The following is a 17,703-nucleotide window of genomic DNA, read 5'->3' on the forward strand; positions in this document are numbered from 1 at the left end:
AACCGCCGCGGGCGCGGCGATCGGGGCAACGGTCCTGCTGGCGATAAGCGGCCGGGACGGCTAAGGATAGGCAAGATCGGCAGAAAGGAAAAAGTCGATGCAAGGATTGCGCCCTGACGGACACAGCCTGGTGGACCCGGACGGCCTGATGGAGTTCTCGGTCGTCTTCACCGACCGCAGCCTCAACCACATGTCGCAGACGTTCCAGGGCGTGATGCGCGACATCTCGCACATCGCCTGCGAGGTCTATGGCGCAAGGGCGATGGCGATCGTCCCCGGCGGCGGCACCTTTGCAATGGAGGCGGTCGCCCGCCAGTTCGCCCGCGACGCCGACGCCCTGATCGTCCGCAACGGCTGGTTCAGCTTTCGCTGGACCCAGATCCGCGACACGGCCCAGTTCGACGGAGAGGCCGGGGTCGAGATGGCCCGCCCCGCCGGCAACCAGGCCCAGCCTGCCTATGCGCCCCCGCCGATCGCGGATGTGGTCGCCGAGATTCGCGCGGCGCGGCCCGCCATCGTCTTTGCCCCCCATGTCGAAACCTCGGCCGGGCTGATCCTGCCCGATGATTATATCCGCGCGCTGGCGGATGCCGCCCATGAGGTGGGCGCGCTGCTGGTGCTTGACTGCATCGCCTCGGGGGCGGTCTGGGTGGACATGGGCGAGACGGGCGTGGACGTGCTGATCTCGGCCCCGCAGAAGGGGTGGAGCGCGCCGCCGGCGGCCGGGATGGTGATGTTCTCGGATCGCGGGCTGGAACGGCTCGAGGCGACTGCATCGGACAGCTTCGCGCTTGACCTGAAGAAATGGCGGGCGATCATGAAGGCGTATGAGGATGGCGGGCATGCCTATCACGCCACCCTGCCGACTGATGCGCTGCTGGTGCTGCGCGATGCCATGGTCGAGACGCGCGAGATGGGCTTTGAGGCGGCCAAGACGGCGCAGTGGGAGCTGGGCCGAAGGGTGCGGGCCGAACTGGCCGGGCGCGGCTTTCGGTCGGTCGCTGCCGATGGCTTTGCCGCGCCGGGCGTCGTCGTCAGCTATACCGACGATCCCGAGATCCAGAGCGGGCGCAAGTTCGCGCAGGCCGGAATGCAGATTGCCTCGGGCGTTCCGCTGCAGATCGGCGAGGGCCCGGATTTCCGCACCTTCCGGCTGGGGCTGTTCGGTCTGGACAAGCTGAGGGACGTGGACGGCACTGTGGCGCGTCTCTCCGGGGTGCTGGACCGGCTGGCCTGATGGCTTGAACCCGGCCTCGGCGCGGGTTAGGCAACTCCACTGCGGAGGCGTGGCAGAGTGGTTTAATGCACCGGTCTTGAAAACCGACGTGGGGGCAACTCCACCGTGGGTTCGAATCCCACCGCCTCCGCCATCATCCCTGTTGCGAACACGGACAGGCGCCCATCGTGGTGCGGAAATAGTCGTGTTTTCAAAGGGCTTTGCCTCCCCCATGCGAACCTCCGAGACTGCACGCAAGGCCCGTTCCGGGCTCTGAATGGCGCTCCGTCTCTGTTCGGGCGAACCTCGTCGAATTCGGTTCGGTCGGATTTTTCCTCGTCATTCCAATGCCCTGAGTTTCAACTCCGCCAAAACTTCGGCCCCCGTGTCCATTCCCTTCGAGGGGAACAGAGCCGCAACACGCGAGAGGCGCAGCCGCTGGGTGCGCTGGCAGAATGGCGCGTAGCGGTGGCTGTGGTTGACGGGGATCGGTTTCCGGCGAGCTTTGCCGCATGGGCTGCCGGCCGTGCTCCTCAGCAAGGCTCCGGCTCACCTATGTTCAGACCACTCTCGTCAGAAAAGCGTCCCTTCAGCAGCAATGGCGTCGCCCGACTGAAAGAGCTTTTGAATGGTGTCGCGGTCGACGCCTGCGTCCGTCATCAGCTTTCGTAGGCTTGCCATGAGTTCCTCGTCCTTGAGGTCCTCGATGGATATGTCCTTGTAGATGTCCTTGGCATCGGGCGCGCCCAGCGTCACAGCCTTTTCGAACATCTGGTCAGCGGCACGCTCGATATCCTGCTTGCAAGATTCTTCGTCCACAAGGCCGCGTCTCTTGAGGTTGTCTGGAGGTGACTGCTTCCAGAATTCCAGAAACTCCTCGACCATCCTACTGCGGAACTTGCCCTTCTCGGTTTCGAATTGGTTCTTCAACGCCGCCTGATAAGCCTCGGTCATGTCCAGAAGGCGACTAAGCTCACGCTTGAACTGCTCTTTGTCCTTGCGAAGGATGATTCTTCCACGCCCTCTCCAGTCGTAGAAGAACGTGCGCTCGATGGCATCGCGCTCGCGTTTCAGGTCGGCCTCGCTGATCTTCAGTTTTTCCGGGCCGCGATAAGAAGCGAAGGTCACATCAAGCTTCGTGGTGAGATCGACGGGAATTTTCAGCGTCGACTCGATCTCCTGGCGCAGCCCGGCATCCTCAAACTTCAGAAAATGAGGCAGCAGCCTGATTTTCCGCGAGCTGAGTATGGCGTTCGTAAGGCGCAGTTCAACAAACTGCACCTCCGAGATGAACACCGTCAGCCGACGTGTGAGGTCGAAGGGGCGCGGAGGGTTCGCCCGCAGATCTGCCTCCATCTTCTCGACCTTGGTGGGTTCGAGCGCCTCATGCCCGATCTCTTGACCTCCTTGCCGCTCCGTCTCGGTATCTGTTTTGTGCGTCTCGGGCGGCGGGGTACTGCCGGAGGCAACGGCCAGCGCGTCGGCTGCGGGACCGCCGAGCACGATAGCGTTCGGCCGCTCGGCCGAAGTTGAACCCGCTTCAACATTCCGGCTGACAGGCGCATAGACCATCGTGCGCTCATCCGAGATGATGACGCCAATTCGGACGCCCGGCTGTTCGCGCAGGTCAAACATCGATGCCTTGCTGGCGTCGCGAATGATCGACAATGCCTCGGTGTCGCCGTAGCCCATGCGATAGACCTCCGGGTCCGCGTCCAAGACCACGGTCAGCGACAGAGAAGGAAGGTCTGCCATCCGCTCCGCCAGCGCCTTCGCAACCGGAGTCGTCACCCCAGGTGCAATTACTGCAAGCCGACGGCTCGCGCTGCGGATCATTTCGATCACGCTTTCGTCGGTTGCGCTGGTGAAGGTACGGGTCATCTCGGGTTGACTATGAGTTTGTGTGATCGATCGGGCAGACAGATCGGAGCAACGAAGCCTCAAGCTGTTCGAAGTAGACGCTAGATGTAAAACGTAATTTTGCACAGGGGAAAGGAACCCTGCGTCGGCAAGTGAATGGTGGCTGAAACGGGCGTGCGCGTGCAACGCTACTCGCTACTGCGAGTCCAATTCGCCGTTAGTCGAACACCCGCCCTGGTTGCTCGTCCCACGGCAGAGACGCCACGAAGCACAGGTCGTAGATGCTGATCGTCGAGGGCTCGCGGTGGACAACCAGCCGCTCGAGCACCTCGGGCGCCAGCCACGCAAGCCGCAGGATGCGACTGACATAGCGATCGGAGAGGCCCTCGTCGGCGGCCAGATCGCTGAGCGTGGCGACGTCAGCGCGTTCCAGCCGCTGCCGCCAGCCCCATGCCCGGCCAATGGCGCGCAGGAGGTGGGGATCCTGCTCGCGGTCCATGGCGGCCTCGACATGCTTCGGCGGCAGGATCCGGGGGCGACCGCCGCGACGGCGGATTTCTAGCGGGATGTGGATGCGAAGGGTCTCGGGCGCGGGCATCAGGCGACCTCCTTCTTCGGCGGGGCCATCAGCGCAGCGATGGCGCCGAGGCCGTCGTGGCGCAGGTCAATGGCGAGGCCGGCCTCGCTCACCGTGATGCGGGCGACCAGCAGCTGGACGATGCGTGCCTGCTCGGCCGGGATGAGCGCCTTCCACAGGTCGTCGAACTGCGCCAGCGCGGCGACAACGGTGGTCTCATCGAGATCGGGGCGGTCCTTCCGCACCGCCCGCGCCGTGCGCGCCGCCACCTCGGGCGTGCGCAACATGCGGCGGATCTCGCCGATCACGGCATCCTCGACCATGGCACCCGGCAGCCGCTGCGGCCCGCGCAGTTCGGCCGCAGGGCGTTTCCGGATCACGTCCATCGAGGTGTAGTAGCAGTAGCGCTTGCCCTTCCGCTTGGTGTGGTGGGGCGTCATGGCGGCGCCAGTCTCGGTGAAGATCAGCCCGCGTAGGAGTGCTGGTTGTGCCGTTCGTGCCACCGCCGCCCGGGCGACGCGGTTGTTGGCCATCACGGCATGCGCCTCGTCCCACAGCTTCTGGTCGACGATAGCCGCGTGCTCGCCGGGATAGACCTCGTCCTTGTGCACGGCGAGGCCGAGGTAGACCTTGTTGTGCAGGAATTTCAGCAGGTAGCCGCGGTCGAACACTGCGCCGCGCTTGGTACGGATCCCGCGGGCGTGCAATTCCTTCAGCACCTGCGCCGTGGAGCTGGACCTCGCATAGAGGCGGAAGATCGTCCGGACCTGTTCGGCTTCGGCGGGCTCGATCACCAGCTTGCGCTCCTTGACCACATAGCCGAGTGGCACCGGACCGCCCATCCACATACCCTTCCGCCGGGAGGCCGCAAACTTGTCGCGGATGCGCTCGCCGATCACCTCGCGTTCGAACTGGGCGAAGCTGAGCAGGATGTTCAGCGTCAGCCGCCCCATCGACGTTGTCGTGTTGAACGACTGCGTGACCGAGACGAAGGTGACGCCGTGGCGGTCGAAGATCTCGACCAGCTTCGAGAAATCCATCAGCGCGCGGCTCAGACGGTCGATCTTGTAAACCACGACCACGTCGATCAGCCCGGCCTCGATGTCGGCGATCAGCTGTGCCAGCGCGGGGCGATCTAGCGTACCGCCCGAGAAGCCGCCATCGTCGTAGCGGTCGCGGAGCGCCACCCAGCCTACGGCGCGCTGCGAGGCGATGTAGGCCTCGCAGGCCTCGCGCTGTGCGTCGAGGCTGTTGAACTCCAAGTCGAGCCCTTCCTCGCTCGACTTGCGGGTGTAGATCGCGCAGCGCAGGCGGCGGACGGGTTCTGGCTTGGCGCGGCTCATGGGCGGGCCTCGGCGCCATGCGCCAGCCCGAAGAACTTCCACCCGTTCCAGTGACTGCCGGTGATCGCGCGCACCGCGGCCGAGAGCGACTTGAAGCGCAGACCCTGCCATTCGAAACCTTCTGTCAGGACGGTGACGACATGCTCCTCGCCCTGCCACTCCCGCACCAACTTGGTGCCGGGGATCGGGCGGCGGGGATCCGCGATCAGCGGACCCGGCGCGCCGGATGCGACCTCGGCCGCCAGCGCGTCCAGCGTGCGCCGCGTCGCGGGCTCGATCCCGCCATGGGCCAGTTCCTGGATGCGGTAGCCGATCCGCAGCTCCAGGTTCCCCCGGCTGGCGTTCGGCGCGGGCTCGCCGAACATGACCCGCCATTTGCCCTGCAGCTCGGGCACCGTCATGGCCTTCAGGGCGGCCAACTCGGCCAGGACGTCGATCCCCTCTGGCTGGCGTGCGAGCGCGGCCTTTGCTGCTGATTTCCTTGTATTTTTTTTCATGCGTCGTCTCCAACTCGGTTTTGCACCTGTCTCCGACGACGGCGTCTGAGGGCGAGAATGTCCAGCGAACTGTCTCCGTCGAGCGGAGAATTCTCGTTCGTTTCCATTGGGTTCGTGCGCGCGATGGCGCTGGCGAGGATGGCGGCCAGCTCCGCCAGCCGCTCATCAGTCGTGAGCGTCTCGGCCGGCGGCGCGAAGGCGATGTCGTCTTGCATGGGGAGCGAACCTCTTGAGGTGGCTTGCTCCGTGTTCGCCGGTTGCAGCGAGCGAATTCAAGTTAAAACAAGTGGTTGTCGTAGCGGAACGAAATTGATCGCATGAGATCGTGCGCGAGCATGCTCTCAGTTCTTCGCAGAGGGTAGAGCCTTCAGCGCACATGCCGCTCAAGCGCCATCTCAGGTTCAGAAGTCGTCTTCACCCGCCTCGTCGGTGTCATTGTCACCCCAGTCAAAGAATGCAAGGTCGATGTACGGCACACTTTCATCGACAATCCAGTTGACGAGCTTGATGCCGATCTGAGGGGAGAAGAAATCAGGATTGCTTCCCGCCCTGTACTCTTGATCAAGGAGATCTAGGTGACGCTCACCAAATATACCCCAGGCAACAAAAGCTACATGATCAGCGCGGCGTTCCATAACGTCGCGAAGCGCAGGCCAAGTGAAGAACCCTTCAGTCCTGGGTGTGCAAAAGGCACGCAGAAAACGCTCGCCTTCGTTGGTGATGTCATTGAGGGAGTTTCCATGCCCCTCAGGCGAGAACTCGGAGACCATTCTAAGGAGTCTTCTTGAGATTTCTGCCAAATCTTCGCCCTCTTGAAGTTCAAGAAGAAATCTATCCAGCCTATTGAACGAGGCGACGTTAAGCATTGTGATGTTGTAGGGCGCGAGACTCTCAGTCCATAGATCACGCCATAGGAATGCAAATCCATGACTCCCCAAAGCATGACCCTTTGCAGCCATCGCAGACAAGGCAGATTTCATCTGTGGCAAGTGGGCACTCAGTCGGTCTCGATCGGGATTGTGTGAGTAGAGCTCATAGTCGTAGAGACATAGCTGATAACCGCCAACATGGTGTGGAGAAAGCTTCAGATCGACTTCAGCGCATCCCAAATCATCCGGAGTAACTACCTTGAGGCGAATGTCGGTGCCAACCAATTCCGGACGAAGGCAGATCAGTTTTCTTCCTCGCCAAAGGATGTCTTGAATGACATGTCGGCGCAGAAGAGTTGGCCACTCCACTGAGATTATCACGTTAACTATGTCGGAGTCCGATATGAATGGCATGTAATTATTCACCTCGGCGCAGTATGCTGAAAGTTCAGTACCTGCTTGCCGTGTCGGTCCAGATATATTCTTCAATTCAATGATTACGACGCTCTGCGTTTCTGGCGCATAAGCCAGAATATCCGGTCGGAGTATCTCTTTGGTCGAAATTGAAATGTTCTCATTTCTGGATATCACTTCCAGCATATTTAGAGATCGAAAGCAGTATTCAAAGCTTTCCAGAACCTTCTTGAATGACCAAGAGGCGTTTCTTGCAGTTCTAAAGTCAAACTCTTCTATCAGTTCAGTGAGGCCTTCTCGCTCGGCAAGCTCGCGTTCAAGCCAATCCTGCATCTCACCTTCATCGTCAAACATCTTCATCGTCGATTTTCCAACCTACTGAAACGACTTAGTCAGTGCCGCGTCGCCCCACGCACCAGCCGATCCGTGTCCAGCCTCAACGCCGCCCGCCACAGCGGTGTCTTCATGAACACCGCGTCCTCGAACCGATATCTGGGGTTTCCGCGCTCCTGCTGCAGAATTCCCGCCCAGCAGAGCGGGCGCAGCACCTGGATGTAGAGCTGTCCCATAACCTCGTCGTAGCGCGGGAGTGGTCCCGTCTCGGGCTCGCCGAAGAGCGCGCGGCGGAGGTAGGCGCCGGTCGCGCCATCCTCAGTCTCGACATTCAGCACGTTCAGGAACAGGTCCCAGTTGCCAAGGATCGGCGCGTCGTCGAAGCGCGACATGCTGGCGTGGTTGATCCGGAACAGGAAGAACGGGACGACCATGCCGAAGATGCGGCCGGGATGATCGACCAGCGCTTGGCCGGTTTTCGTCAGGCGGAACTCGCCCTTGTAGTGTCGGCCAAGCTTCATCGCGATCATCAGGTCGTGCAGCACCATCAGCGGGGCGAAGTCGGGCTCGTTCAGCACCTTGTTGACGGCGAAGAGGTCCGCCTCTGTGTGGCCGGGCCAGTCGAACGCGGCCGCGGCCCAGTGCACGAATAACCGCTTGAAGGCCTTGGACGGCGTCAGGGGAATACCGCCATTCTCGCCGATCCAGGCGAAGGTCTTCTCCATGCCGCGCACCAGCGGCGAGAACGCAAGCGCCGGATCGGCATCGTCGATCTCCCGAAACGCGATCACCTCAGATCTCCCGCGCGAACCAACGGATGCGGCCGACGATGTGAATCTCGTCGGCCGTTCTTTCGTACTCGGGGTAGTGCTTGTTGTCGGAGATGACGCGCACCGCGGGCGGGTCGCTGTTCGGGATGTGCTCGAGCCGCTTGGCCACCAGCCCCATCCCGTCGTCCAGCACGAAGATTCCGGGCGGGTTGGGCGCGCGGCGGGTCATGTCGACAAGCACCGCGTCTCCGCTCAGGAGCGTCGGCGCCATGCTGTCGCCCTCCACATGCATGATGCGCAGCTGCGACGGGCTGGCCTTAAGCTTGTGGCGGACCCACGACTGGCGGAAGTGATAAACACGGCCGGGCGTGTCGCCGTCCTCGGTCACAACCGCGCCGCCGCCCATCGCGGGGCGCGGGGTGGCGTGGGCGATGGCCACGAAGGCGTCGTCGGGATTGTCCACGAAGGGGGGCGTGCCCTCGACCTCGCCGATGCCGTGGATCAGCCAGTCGCGGTCCACCTTCAGCACGCGGGCGACCTCGGCCAGCCGGTCGATGCCGGGGCGCGCGGAGCGGCCGCGCAGGATGTCGTAGACGAAGGAGCGGTTCACGCCGGCCATCTCGGCGACATGGGCAGGCGTCAGACCGAGCTGTTGGGCGCGGGCCCGCAGGCGGTCGGCCAGGGTATGCTGCTCGGTCATGTTTTCCCCAAGGGTATGTGGATGAAATAGGATAAAACAGGATTGATGCGGACCCGTCAAGCGATTAGAACAAAACCTAAACAATCGCACATGGGAATCGGGGGTCCGGATGGAGATCGAGAAGTCGTATTTCACCCTGCCGGAGATCCTCGAGCGCTGGTCCATGTCCGAGGCGGACCTCGTCTACCTGGCCGAGAACGACCAGCTGCGACTGTCGATCCGGGTGTTCCATCTCCCTCTGGAGTTCGGTGACTACGAGGAAACGCAGGACGGCGAGCGCTTCTCCGTCCCCTGGGAGCAGGGATGTTTCAACGGGCTGCTCGACCTGCACGTCCATGACGTGTTCCAGCTGTTCCGCCATGGCGAGGTGCGGGTCGGGCATTTCCGAACCCCGCGCGCCGACTACGCCAGTCTCTGGGGTGCGCGCGAGCAGATCACCGTGCGCAAGCGTGACGTGCTGCTAAGGCGCGAGGAACGCGATCGGTTTGAGGCGGAGACCGGATTCGCAGGCGCGGCGACAGGACCAATGCCTGGTGCCTTCCATGCCTCGGCCGACTACCAGGATGTCCGCCGCAACGGTCAGCACTTCCGGCTGGGCGCGATCCAGGCGCAGGTCGTGCGTGCGCTGCACGAGGCGGCGCGACGCGGCGAGCCCTGGCAGAGCGGCAAGGCGATCCTCGCCGCGGCGGGCTCGCGCAGCCTCAAGATGTCCGACGTTTTCAAGTCGAAGAAGAACTGGCGCCTCCTGATCGAGTCGGACGGCCGCGGCGCCTATCGCCTGCTCGGGCTCTGATCTCGCGCCATCCCTCCCATCCGCGCGCCCTCCCGATCCCTGCGGTGGGATGCGCCGGGGGATGAGAGGGGGATGGCGATCCCCCACAGAGCCGTTCTCCCTTGGATTGAAAAGCTCCTGACAATCCCCCTCCGCATCCCACTCCGATCCTGACGACATCCCCTCGCGGGATTTCGCATCGTGCTCCCGACAAACGACACCGGGAGATGACGATGCAGCAGAAGACCTGCCTCACACAGAAGGAGCTCGCGCGGCGCTGGACGATCTCGCACCGCACGCTCGAGCGCTGGCGATGGGCAGGGGAAGGCCCCGCCTACATGAAACTCGGCGGCCGGGTGGTCTACCGGCTCGAGGACATCCTGGCCTTCGAGAAGGACCAGCTCACGCATACCGCCGACAGCGCGCGGGGGGCGGCATGATGGAACGCCGTTCCGCCATCCACGGCAGCCGCGTCGTGTCGATCTTCGGCGCCGCCGGTCCCGCGCTCGACGAGGTGGGGTTTTCCGCCTGGATCGCGCAGGCCGCCCCGGGCGAGGCGCTGGTCTATCACCGCGGGTTCCTCGCCGTCGACGCCACCGGGGCCGTCTCGAACCTCACGCCCGAGCGCCAGCGCACCGTGCGCGGTGTCGCGGCCGCCGCCTTTCGCGCCGCCGAGCAGCGGCTCGTCCACCTCGTGCAGGCCCGGCTCGGCCCCGACCACTTCGCCTACATCGCCGTCGCCCGGCCGAATCCCGGCCCCGCTGGCGCCGCCCTTTCGATGCGCCTCCTCGAGGCCGCCTGACCCTATCCCCAATCACGGAGGCCCCCATGCCATTCCCGCAGAACACCCCCAGGATCGACGAGTTGATCAACCTGCCCGCAGGCGAGATCGCCCAGCTTCCGGTCGAGCTTCTGGCCGCAATGCAGCACGAGATCGACGCTGCCGCGAAGCAGATGAAGGCCGTCACCGCGCGCTTCTCGACGGCCCTCGAGGTCCGTTACGCTGCCCGCGCCGCCGAAGCCCGCCGCGCTTGCGGCAAGGATACCGGCACTGTCCGCCTTGCCGATGGCGATTTCACCGTGGTCGCCGATCTGCCGAAGCGTGTCGAATGGGACCAGACCCAGCTCTCCGCCATGGTCGAGCGCATCCGCGCCGCCGGCGACGACCCATCCGAATACGTCGAGATCAGCTTCAAGGTGCCCGAGCGCGCCTATGTCGCATGGCCCGAGGCGATCCGCCAAGGCTTCGAGCCCGCCCGCACCGTGAAGACCGGCACGCTGAAGATCGCGATCCTGCCGCAGGAGGACCACGCGTGAGCCTCCCCATCATCACCGCCGATCAGCGGCTGGCAGAGACGCGGGGCGTCAAGGGCGTGATCTTCGGCCGCTCCGGGATCGGCAAGACCAGCCTGCTCTGGACGCTGGAAGCCTCGACCATGCTGTTCTTTGACCTCGAGGCGGGCGACCTCGCCATCGAGGGAATGCTCATCGACGTGGTTCGGCCGCGCACCTGGAAGGAGTGTCGGGACTTCGCGGTTTTCATCGGCGGCCCGAACCCGGCGCTCCGGCCCGAACAGCCCTACAGCCAGGCGCATTTCGACGAGGTGTGCGGGCGGTTCGGAGATCCGCGCGTCCTCGCGAAATACGACACCGTCTTCATCGATTCGATCACCGTGGCCGGACGGCTCTGCTTCCAGTGGTGCCGCGGGCAGCCGGAGGCGCATTCGGAGAAGACCGGCAAGCCGGACGTGCGCGGCGCCTACGGGCTGCACGGGCGCGAGATGATCGGCTGGCTGACCCACCTCCAGCACACGCGCGGCAAGAATGTCTGGTTCGTCGGGATCCTCGACGAGAAGCTCGACGACTTCAATCGCAAGGTCTTCGTCCCGCAGATCGACGGCTCGAAGACCGGACTCGAGCTGCCCGGCATCGTCGATCAGGTCATCACCATGGCCAGCCTGCCAGACGAGATGAACCGGCCTCAGCGCGCCTTCGTCTGCCAGACGCTGAACCCGTGGGGCTACCCGGCCAAGGACCGCTCCGGCCGCCTCGACCTGGTCGAAGAGCCCCATCTCGGCCGGCTGATGGAGAAGATCCGCGGCCCGCTGATCCCTGCGGAACGGCGGCTGACCTATTCGCCGCCGCAGCTGCCCCCGCCGCCCGGTCCGACGGCGACCGACACCCATTCCTATCCCACCAACTGAAAGGACCCGAGCCATGTCCGGTCTCTGGAACGATTTCAACGACGCGCAGTCCAACACCAACATCATCCCCAAGGGCACGCTGGCCAAGGTGCGGCTGACGATCCGCCCCGGCGGCTTCGACGACCCGTCGCAGGGCTGGACCGGGGGCTATGCCACCCGCGGCTCGACCGGGGCTGTCTACCTCAACGGCGAGTTCACGGTCACCGAGGGCCAATACGCCCGGCGCAAGATCTTCACGCTGATCGGGCTCTACAGCCCCAAGGGGCCCGACTGGGCCAACATGGGTCGCAGCCTCGTGCGCGGGATGCTGAACTCGGCGCGCGGGATTTCCGACAAGGATCAGTCCCCACAGGCGCAGGCGGCGCGGCGCATAAACGGTTTCGCCGATCTCGACGGGATCGAGTTCATCGCCCGGATCGACGTCGGCACCGACGCCATGGGCGAGGAAAAGAACGAGATCCGCGCCGCAGTCACGCCCGACCATCGCGACTACGCGCAGGTGATGGGGCTGGCGGCGCAGCACGGCTACCAGCCGCCCGCGCAGACGGCGCCCCAGCAGGCGCCGGTCCAGCAGCGCGCGACATCGCCGGTGCCGGGCCGTCCGGCCTGGGCTGAGTAGAGGGCGCGCGATGCTCCTCCGTCCCCGCCAGAAACTCTTCGTGGAGCGCAGCCTCGCTGCGCTCTCGACTCGCGACAACACACTGGGGGTGGCGCCCACGGGTGCGGGCAAGACGATCATGCTCTCGGCCGTCACCGGCAGGATGACCGGGGACGGCGCTAAGGCTTGCGTGCTCGTCCGCCGCGACGAGCTGACCAGCCAGAACCGGGCGAAGTTCGCCCGGGTCAATCCCGACACGGAGACATCGGTCGTCGATGCCACGACCAAGTCCTGGCACGGACAGGTCACCTTCGCCATGGCGCCGACGCTGTCGCGGGCGTCCAATCTCGCGGCGATGCCGAAGCTCGATCTGCTGGTGATCGACGAGGCGCATCACGCGGTGGCCGAGAGTTATCGCCGCATAATCGACCGGGTGCGCGATGCCAATCCGGAGGCCCGAGTCTTCGGCGTCACGGCGACGCCGAACCGGGGCGACAGGAAGGGCCTGCGCGAGGTCTTCGACAATGTCGCCGACCAGGTCCGGCTGGGCGAGCTGATCGCCTCCGGCCATCTCGTGCCGCCGCGGACCTTCGTAATCGACGTGGGCGTGCAGGAGCAGTTGCGCGCCATCCGCAAGACCACCGACGACTACGACATGGGCGCGGTGGCGGCGATCATGAACCGCGCGCCCATCACCGAGGAAGTGATCCGGCACTGGGAGGAAAAGGCGGGCGACCGCCAAACCGTGGTCTTCTGCTCGACCGTCGCGCACGCGGTCGACGTCGCGACCGCCTTCAATGAGGCCGGAAACCCGGCCGCCGTCGTCCTTGGCGATATGGGCTCCACTGAGCGGAAGATGGTGCTCGAAGCCTATGCGTCCGGGGAAATCCAGGTCATCGTCAATGTCGCGGTGCTGACCGAGGGCTGGGACCACCCGCCCACCTCCTGTGTCGTGCTGCTGCGGCCAAGTTCCTGCAAATCGACCATGATCCAGATGGTCGGGCGCGGGCTGCGCACCGTCGATCCAGTCGAGCATCCCGGCGTGGTGAAGACCGACTGCATCATTCTTGATTTCGGGATATCGAGCCTGACCCACGGCACGCTGGAACAGGACGTCGATCTCGACGGCCGCGATCCGGCGCCGGGTGTGGCCCCGACCAAGACATGCCCGGAATGCGAGGCCGAAATCCCGCTCGCGTCACGTCAGTGCCCGATCTGCGGCTACGAATTCCCCGGCGGGCCCGTGACATCGCCGCTCGAGAGCGTCGTGATGTCCGAGCTCGACCTGCTGAAACGGTCGAGCTTCGTCTGGGAAGACCTCTTCGGCGACGACGCCGCGCTGATGGCCAGCGGCTTCAACGCCTGGGGCGGCGTGTTCTTCCTCGAGGGCCGCTGGCATGCCGTGGGCGGAGCCAGGGGGCTGCCGAGCTGCCTTCTCAGCGTGGGGGATCGCACCGTCTGCCTCGCGCGCGCCGACGACTGGCTGAACGCCCACGAGAGCGACGAGAGCGCCTTCAAGTCGAAGCGCTGGCTGAGCCAGGCGCCGACGGAAAAACAGCTGCAATACCTCGCGCCCGCGCTGCGTCAGGACTACGGGCTGACCCGCTACCGCGCCTCGGCGCTGATCACCTTCCAGTTCAACCGCCGCGACATCCGGCGTCTCGTCATGTCGGCCGCGCCCGAGCGGAGGGCGGCGTGAACCATGTCGCGCAAGTCCCATCCCCGCCCGCAGAGGCTCCGGATCGACCGGGCTTTTATCGCTTCTGGCATCCGCGCCCGGTGCTCTGCGCCGTCTGCACCGCGCGCACCCGCGGCTTCGGCTGGTTCGATCCCCACCGGCCACGCCCCCACCGCACCCACCGCTGGTTCTGCTCCATGGACTGCCAGGCGGCCTTCACCCTCAAAGCCCGGAAAGGATTGAGCATGGTCGATTTCACCGAAGAGGAAATTCAGGCGCTGCCCGCCGTCATGCGCGCGCTCGCGCCCGAAATGGAGCGGATCGGCTGGGACCGGCCGCTGGGCCAGCTGACCCAGAACGACATGCACCGGCTGATCGTCACCACCATCGAGGCCTTCCGCGCCGAGATGGCCGAGATCGCCAGCCAGTCGGAGATCCCGTTCTGATGCTGGACTTCAACAAGCGTCCATCCATGGTCGAGCGCATCAACGCGGCCGTGGACGCGGCTCTCGAGGCTGAGCGCGCGGCGACCCCGCCGCGCGACTATCTCGGGGCTTCCCGGCTTGGGCACGCCTGCGAGCGCGCGCTGCAGTTCGAATTCGCTGGCGCGCCGAAGGACGAGGGCCAGAACTTCTCCGGCCGGTCGCTCCGGATCTTCGCCACTGGGCATCAGCTCGAGGATCTCGCCATCCGCTGGCTGCGGGCGGCGGGGCTGGACCTCTACACCCGCAAGGGCAACCGCGCGGACGGCGAGCAGTTCGGCTTCTCGGTCGCCGGGGGCCGCATCCGCGGCCATGTCGACGGGATCGTCGCCGAGGCCCCCGCGGCGCTTGGACTGCGCACCCCCGCGCTCTGGGAGTGCAAGACGATGAACGCGAAGAACTGGCGCGAGACGGTGGCCAAGGGCGTGACTGTCGCGAAGCCGGTCTATGCCGCTCAGATCGCGCTCTACCAAGCCTACATGGAAGCGACCGTGCCGGGCATCTGCGCGAACCCGGCGCTCTTCACCGCGATCAACAAGGACACAGCCGAGCTGCACCACGAGCTGGTGCCCTTCGACGCCGATCTCGCACAGCGCATGTCGGACCGCGGCGTGCGGATCCTGCGGGCCACCGACGCGGGCGAGCTGCTCCCGCGCATCGCCGCCAATCGCGACTTCTTCGAATGCCGGTTCTGCCCGTGGGCCGAGCGCTGCTGGAGCCTGCCGGCATGAGCGACGACAACATCATCCATTTCAATCCCTGGCGGGATTTCAACGACGCGGCACCTCTGGCCGATCCCTTCGCGGTCGAACCGGACGCGGGCCAGATCGCGCGCTTCGTCGATGTGGTCTTTGGCTATTCCGACGGGCTGATCCCGGTTCGCGGTTTCGTCGACAAGGGTCAGGGCAAGGACGGCCGGCCGCACAACGTCTGGATCGACGCGGACGCCACCGCGCCCGCGAAGCTCGGCACCTTCGCCGGCTGGGCCGCGCGTGAGGGCGCGGCGGTCTATGTCATCCCCGGCACGGTCGCGGAAACGGGGCAGGCGCGCGCCGCGGACGTCCTTCAGATGCAGAGCCTCGTGGTCGATCTCGACTCGGGCGACATCCCGGCCAAGCTCGATCACCTCGTCCACCACCTAGGGCGACCGACCCTGATCGTCGAGAGCGGCGGGCGCACACCCGAGGGCGCGACCAAGCTCCATGTCTGGTGGAAGCTGACTGAACCCGCGGAGGGCGCCGATCTCGACCGGCTCTGCGCGCTCCGCGGCGAGATCGCGCTGAAGGTGGGCGGCGACACGCATTTCCGCTCGGCCCACCAGCCGATCCGCGTGCCCGGCACCGTCTATCACAAGGGCGGGCTCACCCGGCTGGTGCAAATCCGCGAGGCGACAGAGCTCGAGGTCGATCTCGCCGAGATGGCTGAACGCGTCGCCGACATGCCGCCCATGCCCGGCGTCGGCATGGCCACGGCGGAGACCCGCGAGAAACCCGCCATAGGCGATGTGCTGGTGACCCCGGTGCACGAGGGCGGCGCGGACGACTGGTCCCGCTTCGAGGGCGCCTCGGCCGCGATCGGCTATTTCCTGCGGCTGGTGCACGAGGGCCGAATGCCGATGGACGAGGGCTGGACGGCGATCTGCGGCTACAACGCCGCGATGCTGCGCCCCTCCTGGCCGCTCGACCGGCTGAAGCGCGAGACGAACCGGCTGTGGGAGCTGCACATCAAGCGGCACGGGGCGCCGCTGGTCCGCCTGGACAGCGCGGCGCCTGCGCAAACGAACCTGCCGACCTTCAGCCTCGGCGCGCTGCTCGACGACACGAGCCCGATGCCCGACGACATCATCGGCCCGCGCGTTCTGACGCCGGGCGGGCTCCTGGTGCTGGGTGGCGCGCCCAAGGTGGGCAAGAGCGACCTGCTGATCGCATTGCTCGTGCACATGGCGGCGGGCGTGCCCTTCCTCGGCTTCACCCCGCCACGGCCGCTGCGGATCTTCTACCTGCAGGCCGAGATCCAGTACCACTACCTGCGCGAACGCATGCAGCAGATCGGCCTGCCGCCCAAGCTGATTGCGGCCGCGCGCGACAACCTGATCGTCACGCCGAAGCTGCGGATGCTGCTCGATGCCGAGGGCAGCGCGCGGGTGGCCGAGGCAATCAGGGCCGCGTTCCCCGACGAACCACTCGACATCCTCTGCATCGACCCGATCCGCAATCTCTTCGACGGCGGGCCCGATGGCGGCGGCGAGAACGACAACGCCGCGATGATGTTCTTCCTGAAGGACCGGGTGGAGGTGCTGCGCGACCACGTCAACCCGGACTGCGGCGTGATCCTCGTCCACCACACCAAGAAGCTCTCGAAGCACCAGGTGAAAGAGGACCCATTTCTCGCCCTTTCCGGCGCCAGCGCACTCAGGGGTTTCTACACGACCGGCCTGATCCTCCACCGGCCCGAGGAGGATTCGACCCAGAGGCGGTTGGAAATCGAGCTGCGCAACGGCCCCGCGCTGCCCGCGAAGCTGGTGGACAAGGTCAAGGGCAAATGGGTCGAGATCAACCCGATGAACGAGCGGCTCGTGCGCCCCGAGGTCGGCGCGAAGCATGACGCCGAGCGCGATCGCAAGCGGGACGTGATCCTCTCGATCCTGCTCGACGAGGCCGCCGAGGGGCGGCTCTACACCATCAACCAGTTCGCCGAAGCCTTCGAGAACAAAGGCGGTCTGGGCGGCAAGGACACGATCCGCGACCGGATCGCGGTTCAAGCCACCAAGGGCGCCATCAAGTTCATCCGTGACGGCGCGCCATACGGGCTTGGGCCTTCGCGCTCGCGCTTCGGATACCTCTGCGTCGAGGGGATGGTCATGCCCACGGACGGCGAGGATGTCGATCCGGCGACCGGCGAGGTCACCCCCGCCAGCATCGCAGTGCTGCCCACCCATTACAAATCGCCGCAGACCGGGGCGCTGCTCGAGGTCGAGAACCCTCAGGTCTGGGTCTATCCGGAGGGGGAACGGCCATGATCGCCCCGGCAGATCGTTCTGCGCAGAATTGCGCAGGGGCCAGTTTGAACCAGATGCGGGGCCTTGCCGAAACTGCCCCGCCATCCGTTCGCGAACATGCGCAAACGCCCGCTGTGATCAGTTTCGGCCCGCTTCCGAAACTGCCCCTTCAGGATTGCGCTAGGACCGCAACGGCTACGCTGCACCCAGTTTCGGCCGGGTCAGGCGCAAGCGCACTCCCGAAACTGGAATTCCCTTTTTCTGTCAGTGTGTTGCTGCGGTTTTCCAGTTTAGGGGGTGAAACCACCCCCTACGGGGGTGGGGGAGAACGCCGCAGGCGGGTTCTCCCACGCCCACCCCCGGGGGTTCGCGCGCGTGGCTCGTCCCCGCCC

19 protein-coding genes and 1 tRNA gene are annotated in these 17,703 nt (G+C 65.3%); 12 read left to right on the plus strand and 8 right to left on the minus strand.

Annotated elements, in window-relative coordinates; genetic code table 11:
* Window positions 1–97: 97 nt before the first annotated feature.
* Window positions 98–1,237, plus strand: a complete 1,140-nt coding sequence (locus B0A89_RS10680) for an aminotransferase class V-fold PLP-dependent enzyme (RefSeq protein WP_085378142.1) — start codon at window positions 98–100, stop codon at window positions 1,235–1,237.
* Window positions 1,238–1,280: 43 nt separating this feature from the next.
* Window positions 1,281–1,370: transfer RNA gene (locus B0A89_RS10685), tRNA-Ser, on the plus strand.
* Between the two features lie 419 nt (window positions 1,371–1,789).
* Here B0A89_RS10685 and B0A89_RS10690 read toward each other — a convergent pair.
* From B0A89_RS10690 to B0A89_RS10725, 8 genes are all read right to left on the minus strand, one after another.
* Window positions 1,790–3,097: a hypothetical protein gene (locus B0A89_RS10690; RefSeq protein WP_157115318.1), complete on the minus strand. Its 1,308-nt coding sequence runs from the start codon at window positions 3,095–3,097 to the stop codon at window positions 1,790–1,792.
* Window positions 3,098–3,293: 196 nt separating this feature from the next.
* Window positions 3,294–3,674 (minus strand): hypothetical protein, encoded by a 381-nt coding sequence (locus tag B0A89_RS10695; RefSeq protein WP_085378144.1) that lies wholly within the window; start codon window positions 3,672–3,674, stop codon window positions 3,294–3,296.
* Window positions 3,674–4,996 (minus strand): recombinase family protein, encoded by a 1,323-nt coding sequence (locus tag B0A89_RS10700; RefSeq protein ID WP_085378145.1) that lies wholly within the window; start codon window positions 4,994–4,996, stop codon window positions 3,674–3,676. The genes B0A89_RS10695 and B0A89_RS10700 overlap by 1 nt, the downstream gene beginning before the upstream one ends.
* Window positions 4,993–5,493: a DUF2924 domain-containing protein gene (locus B0A89_RS10705; RefSeq protein WP_085378146.1), complete on the minus strand. Its 501-nt coding sequence runs from the start codon at window positions 5,491–5,493 to the stop codon at window positions 4,993–4,995. Before B0A89_RS10705 ends, B0A89_RS10700 begins: the two co-directional genes overlap by 4 nt.
* Window positions 5,490–5,708 (minus strand): hypothetical protein, encoded by a 219-nt coding sequence (locus B0A89_RS10710; RefSeq protein WP_085378147.1) that lies wholly within the window; start codon window positions 5,706–5,708, stop codon window positions 5,490–5,492. Before B0A89_RS10710 ends, B0A89_RS10705 begins: the two co-directional genes overlap by 4 nt.
* Window positions 5,709–5,894: 186 nt before the next feature.
* Complete coding sequence (locus B0A89_RS14690; protein WP_157115319.1) at window positions 5,895–7,136, minus strand: hypothetical protein; 1,242 nt, start codon at window positions 7,134–7,136, stop codon at window positions 5,895–5,897.
* A 32-nt stretch (window positions 7,137–7,168) separates the two neighbouring features.
* Entirely contained in the window at window positions 7,169–7,900 is a 732-nt protein-coding gene (locus tag B0A89_RS10720; protein ID WP_085378149.1) for a hypothetical protein, read from the minus strand.
* Between the two features lies 1 nt (window position 7,901).
* Window positions 7,902–8,579, minus strand: coding sequence for an XRE family transcriptional regulator (locus B0A89_RS10725; RefSeq protein WP_085378150.1), 678 nt, complete (start codon window positions 8,577–8,579; stop codon window positions 7,902–7,904).
* Between the two features lie 109 nt (window positions 8,580–8,688).
* Between B0A89_RS10725 and B0A89_RS10730 the strand changes: the two genes are divergently transcribed.
* From B0A89_RS10730 to B0A89_RS10775, 10 genes are all read left to right on the plus strand, one after another.
* Complete coding sequence (locus tag B0A89_RS10730) at window positions 8,689–9,372, plus strand: hypothetical protein (protein ID WP_085378151.1); 684 nt, start codon at window positions 8,689–8,691, stop codon at window positions 9,370–9,372.
* Between the two features lie 206 nt (window positions 9,373–9,578).
* Complete coding sequence (locus B0A89_RS10735) at window positions 9,579–9,791, plus strand: helix-turn-helix transcriptional regulator (RefSeq protein ID WP_157115320.1); 213 nt, start codon at window positions 9,579–9,581, stop codon at window positions 9,789–9,791.
* Window positions 9,791–10,153: a hypothetical protein gene (locus B0A89_RS10740; protein WP_240558520.1), complete on the plus strand. Its 363-nt coding sequence runs from the start codon at window positions 9,791–9,793 to the stop codon at window positions 10,151–10,153. Before B0A89_RS10735 ends, B0A89_RS10740 begins: the two co-directional genes overlap by 1 nt.
* Before the next feature lie 26 nt (window positions 10,154–10,179).
* On the plus strand, window positions 10,180–10,668 hold the full coding sequence (locus tag B0A89_RS10745) for a hypothetical protein (protein ID WP_085378153.1): 489 nt from the start codon (window positions 10,180–10,182) through the stop codon (window positions 10,666–10,668).
* Window positions 10,665–11,555: an ATP-binding protein gene (locus tag B0A89_RS10750; RefSeq protein WP_085378154.1), complete on the plus strand. Its 891-nt coding sequence runs from the start codon at window positions 10,665–10,667 to the stop codon at window positions 11,553–11,555. Before B0A89_RS10745 ends, B0A89_RS10750 begins: the two co-directional genes overlap by 4 nt.
* A gap of 13 nt (window positions 11,556–11,568) precedes the next feature.
* Window positions 11,569–12,174, plus strand: a complete 606-nt coding sequence (locus B0A89_RS10755; RefSeq protein WP_085378155.1) for a hypothetical protein — start codon at window positions 11,569–11,571, stop codon at window positions 12,172–12,174.
* A 40-nt stretch (window positions 12,175–12,214) separates the two neighbouring features.
* On the plus strand, window positions 12,215–13,852 hold the full coding sequence (locus tag B0A89_RS10760; protein WP_240558522.1) for a DEAD/DEAH box helicase: 1,638 nt from the start codon (window positions 12,215–12,217) through the stop codon (window positions 13,850–13,852).
* A gap of 224 nt (window positions 13,853–14,076) precedes the next feature.
* Window positions 14,077–14,277: a DUF6511 domain-containing protein gene (locus B0A89_RS10765; RefSeq protein ID WP_085378157.1), complete on the plus strand. Its 201-nt coding sequence runs from the start codon at window positions 14,077–14,079 to the stop codon at window positions 14,275–14,277.
* On the plus strand, window positions 14,277–15,044 hold the full coding sequence (locus B0A89_RS10770; RefSeq protein ID WP_085378158.1) for a PD-(D/E)XK nuclease family protein: 768 nt from the start codon (window positions 14,277–14,279) through the stop codon (window positions 15,042–15,044). Before B0A89_RS10765 ends, B0A89_RS10770 begins: the two co-directional genes overlap by 1 nt.
* Window positions 15,041–17,332: an AAA family ATPase gene (locus B0A89_RS10775; protein ID WP_085378893.1), complete on the plus strand. Its 2,292-nt coding sequence runs from the start codon at window positions 15,041–15,043 to the stop codon at window positions 17,330–17,332. Before B0A89_RS10770 ends, B0A89_RS10775 begins: the two co-directional genes overlap by 4 nt.
* The last annotated feature ends 371 nt before the right edge of the window (window positions 17,333–17,703 follow it).

The organism is Paracoccus contaminans, assembly GCF_002105555.1.
Classification (GTDB): Bacteria; Pseudomonadota; Alphaproteobacteria; order Rhodobacterales; family Rhodobacteraceae; genus Paracoccus; species Paracoccus contaminans.

Bases quoted from the DNA above. Each gene is read 5' to 3' on its own strand.
- B0A89_RS10680 (WP_085378142.1), top strand. From the start codon at position 98: ATGCAAGGATTGCGCCCTGACGGACACAGCCTGGTGGACCCGGACGGC.
- B0A89_RS10690 (WP_157115318.1), bottom strand. From the start codon at position 3,097: ATGACCCGTACCTTCACCAGCGCAACCGACGAAAGCGTGATCGAAATG.
- B0A89_RS10695 (WP_085378144.1), bottom strand. From the start codon at position 3,674: ATGCCCGCGCCCGAGACCCTTCGCATCCACATCCCGCTAGAAATCCGC.
- B0A89_RS10700 (WP_085378145.1), bottom strand. From the start codon at position 4,996: ATGAGCCGCGCCAAGCCAGAACCCGTCCGCCGCCTGCGCTGCGCGATC.
- B0A89_RS10705 (WP_085378146.1), bottom strand. From the start codon at position 5,493: ATGAAAAAAAATACAAGGAAATCAGCAGCAAAGGCCGCGCTCGCACGC.
- B0A89_RS10710 (WP_085378147.1), bottom strand. From the start codon at position 5,708: ATGCAAGACGACATCGCCTTCGCGCCGCCGGCCGAGACGCTCACGACT.
- B0A89_RS14690 (WP_157115319.1), bottom strand. From the start codon at position 7,136: ATGAAGATGTTTGACGATGAAGGTGAGATGCAGGATTGGCTTGAACGC.
- B0A89_RS10725 (WP_085378150.1), bottom strand. From the start codon at position 8,579: ATGACCGAGCAGCATACCCTGGCCGACCGCCTGCGGGCCCGCGCCCAA.
- B0A89_RS10730 (WP_085378151.1), top strand. From the start codon at position 8,689: ATGGAGATCGAGAAGTCGTATTTCACCCTGCCGGAGATCCTCGAGCGC.
- B0A89_RS10735 (WP_157115320.1), top strand. From the start codon at position 9,579: ATGACGATGCAGCAGAAGACCTGCCTCACACAGAAGGAGCTCGCGCGG.
- B0A89_RS10740 (WP_240558520.1), top strand. From the start codon at position 9,791: ATGGAACGCCGTTCCGCCATCCACGGCAGCCGCGTCGTGTCGATCTTC.
- B0A89_RS10745 (WP_085378153.1), top strand. From the start codon at position 10,180: ATGCCATTCCCGCAGAACACCCCCAGGATCGACGAGTTGATCAACCTG.
- B0A89_RS10755 (WP_085378155.1), top strand. From the start codon at position 11,569: ATGTCCGGTCTCTGGAACGATTTCAACGACGCGCAGTCCAACACCAAC.
- B0A89_RS10765 (WP_085378157.1), top strand. From the start codon at position 14,077: ATGGTCGATTTCACCGAAGAGGAAATTCAGGCGCTGCCCGCCGTCATG.
- B0A89_RS10770 (WP_085378158.1), top strand. From the start codon at position 14,277: ATGCTGGACTTCAACAAGCGTCCATCCATGGTCGAGCGCATCAACGCG.
- B0A89_RS10775 (WP_085378893.1), top strand. From the start codon at position 15,041: ATGAGCGACGACAACATCATCCATTTCAATCCCTGGCGGGATTTCAAC.